This is a genomic window from Acinetobacter sp. WCHA39, from assembly GCF_002165385.1.
In the GTDB taxonomy this organism is placed as follows: Bacteria; Pseudomonadota; Gammaproteobacteria; order Pseudomonadales; family Moraxellaceae; genus Acinetobacter.
In genome coordinates, this window is record NZ_NHRP01000002.1 from 109,165 (window position 1) to 121,773 (window position 12,609).

Consider the following 12,609-nt stretch of genomic DNA (forward strand, 5'->3'; position numbering starts at 1 on the left):
GGTATTTATGGACAAGCAATACAAAGCTTTGAAGCCTATTGGGCGTTGGGCAAAAGGTGAAATTATTGGATCTTTGCCGACTGAACAAATTATTCAGTTAGAACGAGACGGAATTATCGAAGCCATAGACAATAATGCTCATGTTGAGCAAACGCCTAAGGCTGAGGTAAAGCAATCAAACAAAAAACAGGTAGGAGAAAATAATGTCGAAGCCTGATTTACTTTCGCTGCAGGGCGAGTTGTGTTTAGCAAAAATAGTGAACGGCGTTGCGGGTGCATTATTACCCGTAGGCAATATGCCAACGCTAAAACTAAAAATTTCATCTGATAAAGTAGATCATTATGACAGCCGTTATGGTCAACGTGCTAAAGATGCAACTCTCTACAAGCAAACGGGGGTTGATGTCGATGGAGAGTTAGATACTGTCAATAAAACTAGTTTGGCGCTTGTGATGAGTGGTAATAGTATTAGCATTGCATCGGAAACTATCACGGATCGATCACTTGGGACTGTTACAGCTGGAAGCATTATCGACTTAGGTTTGCGAAATCTAACAGATGTAACGTTCAAAGATGGGTCTAATGCAGATATTGATTCAAGCAAATATATTCTTGATGCAGTGTATGGAACTGTTGAGTTTGTTCAATCTGTTACTGGCGCGGTGAAGTGGTCAGGTACGGCGGCAGCCAAGACACGAACCACTATCGCAAATAATACCGGGTCAGAATATAAAGTCTTATTTAAAGGGATTGATACGATCTCAGGGGATAAAGTCGTGGTTGAGTTGCACCGCTTAACGCTATCACCAGAGACTGAATTCGATCTTATTAATGAAGATTTTAATAAGTTCTCAATCACTGGTAGTTGCATGGCTGACAATAGCAAAGCCAATGATGCAGAATTAAGTGTCTTTGGCCACATCGAACGTTTTTCAGTAACTACTTAATATTACATACAGGCACAGGGGCGCATTAGCGTCTTTTTTTGTGCCTGTATTTAGGATTTTTTCTATGAATGACTTTTTTCTCTTAAACAATGAATCATTGCCATATATGTTTATTGGTCAGAATATTGAGATTAAGCAGATACAGGTTAAGAACCTAAACCAGTTTGCTTACTTTGCAGATCCAATAAAGCAATTGGAAAGCTATTCAATAGAAACAATTGAGCCGTTAATTGAAGCCAATATTATTCAGATCATGGGTGTATTTTCGTTAGCAACCACACTCGATCCTGAATATTTTACAAAGCACTTAGGAAATACATCGGATATTGCTGAACTCATTCTAAAAATTATTGAAGTGAATGAAGATTTCTTTAAAAAAGATGAGTTGCCTAAACGTCCAATACAACAAAAAGCTGAATCAGCATCATGGTTTTACTCATTTCAATACTTGATTAGCTGCGGTCATAGACCAGATGATATTTTAAATATGTCGTATGGTGCATTTATAGAATATTTAAGAGCAGCTCAACGCCGTGAGTCGCAACGATTGAAAACGATTGCTATAGCAACCCGTGCTGCCAGTGCCAAGAATAATGATTTTGATAAGTTTGTAAGTGGGTTGGATCATTAACTATGGTTTTTTATTGCCACATTCAATCTATGAATATATATTTTAATCAAATATTTATAATTATGGATTGATGTGATGTCTATATTGGAAATTGTTATAGCATGTGGGGTGCTTTTAATTCTTGTTTTGCAATTAATTTTATTGCTTAGAAAGAATACTGGTGGAAACGCCTCAGAAATACTCACGCCAATCAATCAAGCGTTTGAGCGTATAGAAAGATTTACTGGGCATGAGCTAGGTCGAAATCGGGAAGAATCTAGCCAACAATCTCGACTAACGAGAGAGGAAATTGGTGGTGCAGTCAAAACTGAGTTGCAAGCCTATGCTCAAACCATGCAACAAAGTTTTAAATTTGTGTCGGATGAGCAGACAAAATATTTAAATTCGCTTGTAGACAGGGTTAATGCATTAAACCAAGCCCAAGCAACACAAGCCGAGCAACTCAGAGAAAAAATTGAGACCAAACTGTCTAATTTACAGAAAGATAACTCGGAACAATTGGAAAAAATGCGTGTCACTGTTGATGAAAAATTACAGGGTACGCTTGAAAAAAGGCTTTCAGAATCATTTCAATTAATTGGTGAGCGCCTTGATCAGGTGCATCGCGGACTTGGTGAAATGCAAGCTTTGGCAAGTGGTGTGGGCGACTTAAAGAAAGTTCTTACAAATGTCAAAACGCGTGGTACATGGGGCGAGGTTCAATTGGGGGTAATGCTTGAACAGGTTTTAACTGTTGATCAGTATGAAACTAATGTTTCCACCAAGGGAAATTCCGAACGAGTTGAGTATGCCGTAAAAATTCCAAGCAAGCATAGTGATGGCGAACATATATGGTTGCCAATTGATGCTAAATTTCCAATAGAGTTTTATACACGATTGGTTGATGCGCAAGAAAATGCAGATGCTGCTGGAGTGGATCAGGCGTTAAAAGACCTAGAAAAATCAATCAAGCAGTGTGCGAGCGATATATCTAAAAAGTATGTGAGTCCACCACTAACTACAGATTTTGCCATTTTGTATCTGCCTACTGAGGGGTTGTTTGCTGAAGTTACTAGGCGTTCTGCATTGGTTGATTTGGTGCAAAGAGATTTCCGTATAGTATTTGCTGGACCAACTACACTTTGGTCAATACTTAATAGTTTGCAGATGGGCTTTAGAACATTAGCTATAGAAAAGCGTTCAGGCGAAGTGTGGAATACTTTAGCTGCTGTAAAAACAGAGTGGACAAAATACGGGGAAGCTTTGGATAAGGTTAAGAAGAAACTTGATGAGGCTTCAAGTAGTATTGAAGCTGTTCAAGTTAGAACTCGTGCAGTGGATAGAAAGTTAAAAAGCGTGCATGAGTTACCAACTGCCCAGGCTGATGAGATTTTGAGTTTAGAATAATGGTGTGAAAATGAATAAGCTTTTTACTATTGTGGGCATTGTTGTTTTGGTGATGATCGGGGTTGTGTGGAAATCAAATAGTGATCGAAAAGCTAGAGAAGAAGCATTAGCACTTCAAACCCAACAACATAATCAAAAAATGGCGCAGCTAGAAGCAGAACGTCAAGCTCAACTAAAACAAGAAGCCCAAGAGAAGGCGATTAAAGAGCAGCAACGTATTGAATATAATAACCAAGTAAAAAACGATGCTGAAAAGTTGGAAATAGAGGCAAAGAGTCTTGAGCAAAATAAAGCTATTGAGAGTGTAAATTTTATTGAAGAAAAGGTTCGAAGAAATCTTTTTGATCCCGAAGCTGCAAAATTCCGAAATATTAAAGGTAATTGTGGAGAAATTAATGCTAAAAACAAAATGGGTGGATATACAGGTTATAGGCGTTTTATCTACAACTCAGAGACCGATACTGTATCGATAGAAGAGGATAGTGATGGTTTTTATAATTCGAAAGTAATGGATATTTTATGGGAAAAGAAATGTTCATAATGTAATTTTGAAGTTATTGAATTAAGCCCGACCAAGAGTCGGGTTTTTTATTGCCTAAATTACCAAAGCCGATCTAACAAGTCGGCTTTTTTACGCCTACAGGAAAAGAGAATGACTTCAAACAGTTTAGATTTCTTATTGAACTTACAAGCCAATACTTCGGGCTTTGATCAAGGAATTAACGGTGCAAAGTTTGCGGTAAATGCGCTTGTAGGTGCTATGGCCGCGCTTGGTGTTGGTTTAGGCGTAAAGGAACTTGCAGAAGCAGCAGACAGCTATGCCATGCTATCAGCCAAGATTCAGCAATCAACAAAAGATAGCGGAAACTTTGAGCAAGCGATGGCAGGCGTGCATCAAATCGCACTGCAAACAAACTCAACGCTTGATAACACTGGTGCACTGTTCACTCGTTTAAATACAGTTGCAAAGGACATGGGGAAATCCCAGCAATTTGCACTTGAGATGACCAGTACCGTCACTAAAGCGATTCAGTTAGGCGGTAGCAGCACCCAAGAAGCAGAAGCAGCAGTCACTCAGTTTATTCAAGCAATGCAAGGTGGTGTTCTTCGTGGTGAAGAATTTAACAGCATCATGGAGGGTGGCTACGGTTTAGCAGAAGCACTTGCAAAAGGCTTGGGCGTTACAACTGGCGAACTTCGCAAAATGGCTGAGAATGGAGAGCTCAGCGCAGAACGTGTACTTGCAGCATTAGCAAAACAAAAAGCAGGTGTTGATGCTCAATATGCTGAACTGCCTTTAACTATTGGTAATGCACTCCAAAAAATTGCAACTCAATGGCAAATCTTAATTGGCGAGATGGATCAGGCCAATGGTGCAAGTGCAACAGTGGCGCAATGGTTGTCGGTACTTGCTGATAATTTAAATATTGTTGAAGTTCTTTTAAACGATATTGGTTCAGGATTCGTATGGTTTGGCGATCAACTTAAAAAGATTGATCCGCAAACAATCGAAGCGCTCAAGACAGCATTATTGTCTGCATATGATGCGATTAAATCACTAGGTTCTACAATCGGAACAGTATTTGAAACCACTGTTGATGTAATTAATACGACTCTTGGTCAAATATTTAATTTCTCAAGTGGAATTGATGCTGCAACTGATAAAACCAATGGTTTTACTAAAGCACTTCAAGCTGTAAATGTAGTATTTGGATTTATTAGTGATGGATTCAAAGCTTTAAACATCGGTATCAATTTAATCATTGGTGCTGCTTATGATGCGGCGGGTGCATTTAGCTATTGGAAATCAAAAATAACGTTTGGTGATACGTCAGCTCAAGCTGTAAAAGATTTTGAAGTAATGAGTGCGAAAGCACAGGAATATTACAAAAAATCATCCGATGCGGCGATGGAGTTTAAGTCTGCTGGTGTTGAAGCAATTCGTCAGATTGGTTTAACTCAAGATGAGAAAAATGCCGAACGTATTGCCAACAACCAAAAAACACTTACAGATTTAAAAGCGCAAGAAGCTCAGCATGTTTCTGATTACAAAGCCATTAGTGATGAGCGTATCAAGCTGCAACAGCAATTGGTTGATGCTCGAAAATCAGGTGATCAATCAGCGATTGATGCAGCAGTTACAGGGCTTGCTGAACTTGATAAGAAAGAGAAAGCTTATCAGGCTGAAAGTAAAAAAATCACTGATGAAAAAATAAAGGCTGCACAGGATTGGGCTTCGGCACAAATCGAAGCAGCAACCAAAGGTGGCGTGGCATTAAGTGATAATGCTAAAAAAACTATCGAAGCAGGTGTAGCAGCTCAAGGTTTAGCAGTTGAGTTTGATAAAACTGGCAAGGCGATTGTCAAAGCGATTGAGCAAGATGCAGGCGGTGCGGTTGTTAGTTTAGAGACACGACTGGGACAGGGGCGTAAAGCTGCTGAGGCTTTAGGTCTTGATCTTGATGTGGCGTTAAACCGAGTGTCCGAGGGTTTTACCAAAAAAGCCACAGCCTTAGATACGTTCACCCAAAATTTAGAGTTGATGGGGGTCAAAGGTTCACAGGCTGCAAATGTCACTTATGAAGCATGGGTTAAGTGGTTAGAAACGGCAAAATCGCAAGCTGAAATTGATGCTGCTAAAGCCAAGTTAATTGAGTTTGAAAAGCAAGGTGTGTTTTCAACGAGACAAGTTGAAAATGGCATGTTGGCTTTGGATATTCAAACTGGAAAAGTCAAAGAGACAACAGACGAAGTAACAGAAGCGTTTAAGCGTCTCGGTATTCAGACAAAAGATCAACTTGCTTTACAAGCTAAGCAAGCATTAATGGATTTTGATACTGTTAGAAATAGCGGTCAAGCAACACAAGCTGACCTCCAGAAAGCATATCAAAAAACAATTGATCTTGCGTATGCGAGTGGTGATGCTTCTGTGATTGCAGCGGCAAATTCAAAAGCGGCATCACTAGGGCTACAAGTTCAAATTGACGCTACTGGCAAAGCGTCTGTGAAGTCGATGAATGAGTTATCTGACTCTGTTGAAAATGTCGGTCGTACTGCTCGTGGCTCTGCTGCTGATGGTTTCAGGGAGCTTGGTCGAGTTGCGAGAGAAGAAGCAAAAACCAGTCTGCAAGAGTGGGAAGATGCTATGGCTAAGATTAGTGCAGAGCGTAAGGCTAAAGATGCTTCAAATAATCGCGGCTTATCCGATCTACAGGGCGGCATCGATCAAATGGCTGAGGATTATTACAACCGACTTGTTGCAGCGGGTATGAATGCAAGCCAAGCGAGAGATAAAGCTGATAAAGCGAAATATAGCTTGGCAGTCGAAACGACTAATTCGCTTAAAGGTGGAACCACAACTGGCTTGAATACGACTAAGCAAGAAATGGAGAAAACACTCGCGTACTGGGAAAATAAAAATTCGAGTAATGCTGGCGGTGGATCTATTTCAACGGGTGGTAAAGCGCCTACAATCTCTGCACCTCAAATCAACAATACCACCCCAAATATATCAACCTCAAACCCTAAAACAGTCACTTATAAGATTGAGTTCGGCGGCAAGTCTCTTGAATTAGCTGGAGATCCTAGCCAACAGAATTTAATGAATGACTTTTTAAGTGAGCTAGAACAATTGAATAGGGCTAGATAATGAAACTTAAACGCAATGCAACAAATGAAACCGTTCCTCTTGAGAACGGTTTTTTATGGTCTGATGAATTTGATTGGAAGCCGATTGAACAAAATCAAGAGCGTGCAATTGATGGCACTTTGATTATTCAAGAGGGTAAGAAGAAATCAGGTCGACCAATAACATTATCAGGTAGTGACGGACAAGGTTGGGTAAAGCGCTCTGAACTATCAATCATTAAGGATTGGTCAGCACTGCAAGATGAGCAATTCACACTGGTTTTTGAATATCCACACGATACACGCCAATTCAATGTGATTTTCAATCATGCTGAGGGTGCTATTAATGCCAAGCCTGTCATGGGATTCCCAACAGTATCAGACAGTGACCATTACGAAGTCACATTTAAATTTTTAGAGGTCTAAGATGCCGATTGAAACCAATAATCTAGTTTTATATAAATCTGAGCGTTTGACTGATACTTCAGACGGTGGCGGTAAATATTCTGGTCAAGTTGTAGAAGATGGTATAAGCAATAATCTTTTTCTTGATGTATCTGAGCTAAATAGAGCAGTTGGCAATGTGTCAATGCGTAAGATTTTTCCTGCTGTGAATAATAATGATACCGATGCATTGATGGGTTCAACGGTATTTATTTCTAAGAACCCTGATGATCCGAATGTTTCAGCTCTATTATTTAGCACTCGTTCACATACAGATACTCGCGATTCAGCAAAAAATCGTTTAGAAAATTATTTAGCTAAAGGTGCACAAGCAGTTGGTTCGCTGCTAGATACTGCATATTCAGGTATGAAGTCGATTCAAGTTGCGATGAGTAAAAATGAATCAGAAAACAGCATTGGTGACACAATCGTTTTAGTTGCGAATGAGGGTTTGCCAACTGAAATAACGCAATTCATTCGTTTGACTGATGTATTAACAAAAGCAGCTTATGTTCGTGTGAATAATGCAGATGTGGAATATAAGATTGCGACATATAGCTTTCAAGATGCTTTAAGCCGTGATTTTATAGGGGTATCTGCTACTCAGTGGTACAACAACACAAAGCCAGCAACAACATTGCGCGAAACGGTAGTTGCGGATTCTGGTAAGTACTGTGCAAGCGTAAAGCTTAATAATGATGTTAGTGTTGGCAGTTTTACGGTTGAAGCAAGTTCTATCTTTTCTCAGTTGATTCCCTCAAATCAGACCGAAACGCCGTTGCTAGATCTAAACGCATTAAGCGAAAACGTTGCATTGGTTGCAGGTAATAGCGGAACAATCTCAGTTCAGTACACAACAAATGTAAATAACAATCAGAGCTTATATATAGGCTCTAGTGTTTTCCCTGGATCAATTACATTCAGTTTATTTGGTCAAAGTATTGTTGATAGTGGTGGAGTATTAAGAACGCTTTCAGGCACTCAAGTTGGTACGATCGACTATCAAACGGGGCATATTGTGTGGACCAATGCGATTGGTACAGGAACGGTATCAATTAGTCTGACTTTTATGCCAGCAGCGATGCCGACTCAGCCATTTGAATCCTATGCTTTACCCGTTACAGCCAATAATCAAGGAACCAACTGGACAGGGGTATTGTTACCAATCCCTGCACCCGGTGCACTTTCAATTTCTTATATGGCGCAAGGCAAATTCTATACGCTCAAAGACAATGGTACTGGTAGATTGGTTGGAGCAAGTGACTCAGTGGGTAGTGGCTCAATCAATTACACGACAGGTACTTGGTTATTAACGACAGGGGCATTGCCTGATGTTGGCACGCCGATTTTGCTGCTATGGGGCACACCGATTGCAACATTTGCTCGAGCAAATTTGCCTGTTTTGCCTGCAGCGATTGAGTTTGATTTAGGACAAGTTGCGATTGCTGCTAGTTCTGTTTCGGTTACATGGTTATTAGATGGTGTTTCTAAAACTGCTTCTAGTAACGCACAAGGCCAATTCACAGGGGATGCGACTGGTAGTATTAATTATGCAACTGGCGTGGGCAAATTAATTCCGAATAAATTGCCGCAGAAAAACACGGCATTTAATTTTGTCTTTAATTATGGCGATCCTAAAACACAGACAGTTTCAGCAGTCACACCTGATTTAAGTCAGAAGCTGACATTCAATATTGGAACAGGGTCAGCGATTCAACCGAATAGTGTAGAGCTGCAAATACCAGTATCGGGTGGAACAGGCTCAACTGTCTTTCAGACAGTCACCTTATTTGATGTGCCGCTTAATTCAACCACAGGTAACTTAGTTGATCGTCTTGGCAATGTACAAGGCACGATTACTTATGCCACAGGTGCGGTTGAAGTTACACCAGTTTTGAATGTTACTAGCTGGCAAAAAGTCTATTCAGCGCAAACTTACTACATGAGTTCTTAATATGTCAGAAGCAGTTATGTTGCCTCAAGGCAGCTCAGTTCAATTAGTCGCGGCACAGTTAAAAGCATTTTCTAATGTTGATGTTCAAGTAAAGTATCGAGATACATCAGGTACAAATGCAGGTACAAAACAAGTCACTGCTGCAAAACTCAACTTTGATTTAACACAGGGTTTTAACGAGCAAATCTTGTCAGGTTCAGTTCGATTTAAAGCGGGGTCTGATACGTTTATTGATCGAAATGGTTTGATCTATAGAAACATAGATAGTTCAACTGGTAGTGGAACGCAGTCAGGAACAATTCAATACGGTACAGGGATTATTGATGTTGATAGTTGGACCCCAAGTGTTGATAACAATTTGACCTTGCAGTCTTTAACGACAACAACGGATATGCCACCGATTCAGCATGTCAGTTTCAGAACACCTACTATACCAATTCGACCCGGTTCTTTAACTGTTGTTGCTGCCGCAATGGCAGGCGGGCAACTTACACTGACAGCCGATAATGCGGGGGTGATTGAAACAGCACAAGCACATGGGTTAGTTAACCACGATACGGGCTTTGTTGATATTTACTTTTACACCAAGACTGAAATCACAAGTGGAAATCGCCCATCTATTGAATCTGAGGACTGGTACTTGCCAGAGCTTGAATATACTGATGCAGGCAAGACTTACATTAATGTGCCGTACTGGATAGATCCAACCAGTGTGCGTTATAACGCTATTGCCTACACCTATATTCCGCTTGATTCTGAGATTTTAGGATTGTCGGCTACACGTTTACCGCCTGATGGTCGAGTCCCGATTTTCCGAGTTGGCGATATTGGCGTGATTGCTTCGGCTAAGCTTCAACAGTTACCAAGTCATGTGGCGGGGCAAACATACAGCCTAAACGATCAGCGTATATCTTGGTGTGAGCTTGAAGATAGTCATGGAACCAAGGTTCCTTATGACATGTACACCATTGATTACGATTATGGCAAAGTGACTTTAAGCGGCGACTTTGCGTTAAATGCCTTGGTTGCACCTATCTCAGCGTCATATCGTTATCAGGACATCGGCTTAATTAATGACGTTCAGATTAATGGCCAAGTGACTTTCACAAAGCCAGTTACTCATAACTATGATGCTGATAATTCGATTGTTGGATCTGTAGTGGTGGTGGGTGACATGTTCAGCCGTTATACATCGAAGTTTGTGCAGGGCACTTGGAATAGTGTCTGGTCAGATGAGCCAAGCGGAACGCCAATCACGCCAAATTACAACGATGCTTTGTATCCTGTCCAAATTACCAATAAGGGTGCTATTCAGGAACGTTGGGCGATCGTTTTTACTGACACAACAAACTTTAGAATCATCGGTGAGGTGTCGGGGCAGATTGGAACGGGCAATGTGAATGCTGATTGTGCGCCAATCAATCCAATTACAAGCGCACCTTATTTTGTGGTTAAAAAAGAGGGTTGGGGAACAGGTTGGGTATCAGGCAATGTTCTTCGCTTTAATACGGTTGCTGCAATGTATCCGCTTTGGTGTATTCGTACAGTGAAGCAATCAGAGCCAACTACTTTGAGTGATAACTTCCAGATTATGTATCGTGGTGACATCGACCGAGTTATCTAAATGAATTAACCCAAAGGGCTGCATGTGCAGCCTTTTTTATTGAGTATAAGAAATGGTCGCAAGTACAGATATTAAGTATTACGTGCATACCAATACCAATGCACCGCAATTAACCAACAATTTTGGCTGTATGATTGATGTGCTCGATGCCTGTTTAGTGAATGGTTTTGGATCGCAAACGGTTTCAACATTGACAGCTAGTGGAACGACAGTCACGGCTACTTTTGGTTCTGCTCACAACTTTATGCAATATCAAGTGATTAAAATTGCAGGTGCGACACAAACCGAATATAACGGTGAGTTCCGCATTTTGACCGTACCGAATGCCAATAGCATTACTTTTCAGCTTGCAGCAGCACCAAGTGTTACCACTGCCACAGGTACAATAAATTGCTCTTTGCCGCCACTTGGATGGTTAAAGCCATTTAGCGGAACGGGGAAAGCGGCATATCGCTCGTCTAATACGTTGCTTGCATCACGCCCATATCTTCGAGTTATTGATGCGCTTGATGCTGCATATACATCGACTTATGCGAAATATGCCAAAGTGGGTATCGTTGAAGATATGTCAGATATTGACACAATGATTGGTGTTCAGGCTCCTTACGATAGCTCAGCACCTACAAAAAACTGGGTCGGCACAGGTAGTGGAACAAGTGGTGTCAATGGGTGGGCACGTTGGTATTATGCAGCTAGTGGTGTAGTGTCGGGTGGATTGATTAACTCACAAACGCCTGCTGCTGGGAATCGTCAATGGATATTGGTTGGAAATGGGGATTATTTTTATATTCTTCCTACGACAACAGTTCCATCGGCAACTGTGAATACACAGCACGCTTCAGCATACGGATTTGGTGCATTTAAGTCGCTGCTAAATGCAGATAATAGTTGTACGTTCCTGCAATCTCAATTAACACTCAGTAATAATGGTGCGTCTGTAAACTTAAATTTTGGTCTGGTTTCTTCATTTGCATCCAGTTCATTATTATTGCTCAGGGATTATGCACAAAGCGCCAATTATAAAACGGCAAACTGTTTATCTCTAAGTTCAGACACAGCAGGCAGTGGAGTAAATAATGTAATCGGTGCATCAACATTAACGAATACAGCACCGTTTGCACCTGTATTTATTAAAGAAGATCTGACAAACGTTTTACGTGGGCAAATCAAGAATTTATTTTGGTTGTTTCAGCAAAAGCCATATTCAAACTTTCAATTGATCGAGAAAGATGGTGCGCTTTATATCGCTGCATTTATCGCATCAACTTCAAACTTGGGTCAGATTGTTCTGAAAATTGGGGATTTATGATGCTTTTAGACCTTGACGTTAAGCAAGCGATTTGTCCAAGTGATTTGATATTAACAAGTGATATTGGCTTAGCAATAAAAGGACAAGTCAAAGAGCTGAATATTCCTTTCCCTTGTCGCTTAAGGCTGTTTGAGCGTATATCTGGGCGATTGATTTCAGAAGTGATGACCGATCAAATCGGAAATTATGTTTTTAATCATCTGAATGCAAATAAGTTCTTTATTGTCGCACATCATCCCTTAAATCAATTTAACGCAGTGATTGCAGATCTGGTGGTGCCGAAATGAGTGTAATTCCATCAATGGCAGCAGGCTTAGCCCAATTACAAGCTTTAGCCAACTTCTTAGATACGGGTAGCAGCAATGCTACTTTTTCATTTTATAAGGGTACAAAGCCCGCAAATGTGACAGTTGCAGCTAATCCAAGTAATAAGCTAGTCACGATGAATCTGCCAGAGCCGTGCTTTAAGCAATTAAACGCAGATAGCATTGAGTTATATCCAACGGATACAGCAACAGTAACACAAGCAGGCACTGCAACATGGGCGCGGTTATACAATGGCAATGGTGATGCTGTGGCGGATTTTGCGGTGGGCACAGATATTACTTTAGCAAATCCAAATCTAGTTCTTGGCAGTATGTTAATGATTAATTCAATTGTACTTCGTCCGTCCACGTAAAGAGGTGT

12 protein-coding genes are annotated in these 12,609 nt (G+C 40.7%); all 12 read left to right on the forward strand.

What is annotated here, in order from left to right; all coding sequences use genetic code 11:
* Window positions 1-7: 7 nt before the first annotated feature.
* The 12 genes from CDG56_RS01500 (at window position 8) to CDG56_RS01555 (ending at window position 12,601) form a co-directional block, all read left to right on the forward strand.
* The gene (locus tag CDG56_RS01500; RefSeq protein WP_087546719.1) at window positions 8-217 is read left to right on the forward strand and encodes a hypothetical protein; all 210 of its coding nucleotides are present in this window, start codon (window positions 8-10) and stop codon (window positions 215-217) included.
* Window positions 204-947, forward strand: a complete 744-nt coding sequence (locus CDG56_RS01505; protein ID WP_087546720.1) for a hypothetical protein — start codon at window positions 204-206, stop codon at window positions 945-947. Before CDG56_RS01500 ends, CDG56_RS01505 begins: the two co-directional genes overlap by 14 nt.
* A 64-nt stretch (window positions 948-1,011) precedes the next feature.
* Complete coding sequence (locus CDG56_RS01510) at window positions 1,012-1,578, forward strand: hypothetical protein (RefSeq protein WP_087546721.1); 567 nt, start codon at window positions 1,012-1,014, stop codon at window positions 1,576-1,578.
* A 75-nt stretch (window positions 1,579-1,653) separates the two neighbouring features.
* Window positions 1,654-2,964 carry a DNA recombination protein RmuC gene (locus tag CDG56_RS01515; protein WP_087546722.1) on the forward strand — a complete coding sequence of 437 codons (1,311 nt, stop codon included), beginning with the start codon at window positions 1,654-1,656 and terminating at the stop codon, window positions 2,962-2,964.
* A gap of 10 nt (window positions 2,965-2,974) precedes the next feature.
* Entirely contained in the window at window positions 2,975-3,505 is a 531-nt protein-coding gene (locus CDG56_RS01520; protein ID WP_087546723.1) for a hypothetical protein, read from the forward strand.
* 111 nt (window positions 3,506-3,616) lie between these two features.
* Complete coding sequence (locus tag CDG56_RS01525; RefSeq protein WP_087546724.1) at window positions 3,617-6,613, forward strand: tape measure protein; 2,997 nt, start codon at window positions 3,617-3,619, stop codon at window positions 6,611-6,613.
* Window positions 6,613-7,017, forward strand: a complete 405-nt coding sequence (locus CDG56_RS01530) for a hypothetical protein (RefSeq protein ID WP_087546725.1) — start codon at window positions 6,613-6,615, stop codon at window positions 7,015-7,017. The genes CDG56_RS01525 and CDG56_RS01530 overlap by 1 nt, the downstream gene beginning before the upstream one ends.
* 1 nt (window position 7,018) lies before the next feature.
* Window positions 7,019-8,989 (forward strand): hypothetical protein, encoded by a 1,971-nt coding sequence (locus tag CDG56_RS01535; protein WP_087546726.1) that lies wholly within the window; start codon window positions 7,019-7,021, stop codon window positions 8,987-8,989.
* 1 nt (window position 8,990) lies between these two features.
* Window positions 8,991-10,613: a hypothetical protein gene (locus CDG56_RS01540; protein WP_087546727.1), complete on the forward strand. Its 1,623-nt coding sequence runs from the start codon at window positions 8,991-8,993 to the stop codon at window positions 10,611-10,613.
* Between the two features lie 52 nt (window positions 10,614-10,665).
* Window positions 10,666-11,922 carry a hypothetical protein gene (locus CDG56_RS01545; RefSeq protein WP_087546728.1) on the forward strand — a complete coding sequence of 419 codons (1,257 nt, stop codon included), beginning with the start codon at window positions 10,666-10,668 and terminating at the stop codon, window positions 11,920-11,922.
* Window positions 11,919-12,209 carry a carboxypeptidase regulatory-like domain-containing protein gene (locus tag CDG56_RS01550; protein WP_227519036.1) on the forward strand — a complete coding sequence of 97 codons (291 nt, stop codon included), beginning with the start codon at window positions 11,919-11,921 and terminating at the stop codon, window positions 12,207-12,209. Before CDG56_RS01545 ends, CDG56_RS01550 begins: the two co-directional genes overlap by 4 nt.
* On the forward strand, window positions 12,206-12,601 hold the full coding sequence (locus tag CDG56_RS01555) for a hypothetical protein (protein ID WP_087546730.1): 396 nt from the start codon (window positions 12,206-12,208) through the stop codon (window positions 12,599-12,601). The genes CDG56_RS01550 and CDG56_RS01555 overlap by 4 nt, the downstream gene beginning before the upstream one ends.
* Window positions 12,602-12,609: the final 8 nt, after the last annotated feature.

Coding starts and splice junctions, on each gene's coding strand:
- CDG56_RS01500 (WP_087546719.1), top strand. CDS start 8: ATGGACAAGCAATACAAAGCTTTGAAGCCTATTGGGCGTTGGGCAAAA.
- CDG56_RS01505 (WP_087546720.1), top strand. CDS start 204: ATGTCGAAGCCTGATTTACTTTCGCTGCAGGGCGAGTTGTGTTTAGCA.
- CDG56_RS01510 (WP_087546721.1), top strand. CDS start 1,012: ATGAATGACTTTTTTCTCTTAAACAATGAATCATTGCCATATATGTTT.
- CDG56_RS01515 (WP_087546722.1), top strand. CDS start 1,654: ATGTCTATATTGGAAATTGTTATAGCATGTGGGGTGCTTTTAATTCTT.
- CDG56_RS01520 (WP_087546723.1), top strand. CDS start 2,975: ATGAATAAGCTTTTTACTATTGTGGGCATTGTTGTTTTGGTGATGATC.
- CDG56_RS01525 (WP_087546724.1), top strand. CDS start 3,617: ATGACTTCAAACAGTTTAGATTTCTTATTGAACTTACAAGCCAATACT.
- CDG56_RS01530 (WP_087546725.1), top strand. CDS start 6,613: ATGAAACTTAAACGCAATGCAACAAATGAAACCGTTCCTCTTGAGAAC.
- CDG56_RS01535 (WP_087546726.1), top strand. CDS start 7,019: ATGCCGATTGAAACCAATAATCTAGTTTTATATAAATCTGAGCGTTTG.
- CDG56_RS01540 (WP_087546727.1), top strand. CDS start 8,991: ATGTCAGAAGCAGTTATGTTGCCTCAAGGCAGCTCAGTTCAATTAGTC.
- CDG56_RS01545 (WP_087546728.1), top strand. CDS start 10,666: ATGGTCGCAAGTACAGATATTAAGTATTACGTGCATACCAATACCAAT.
- CDG56_RS01550 (WP_227519036.1), top strand. CDS start 11,919: ATGATGCTTTTAGACCTTGACGTTAAGCAAGCGATTTGTCCAAGTGAT.
- CDG56_RS01555 (WP_087546730.1), top strand. CDS start 12,206: ATGAGTGTAATTCCATCAATGGCAGCAGGCTTAGCCCAATTACAAGCT.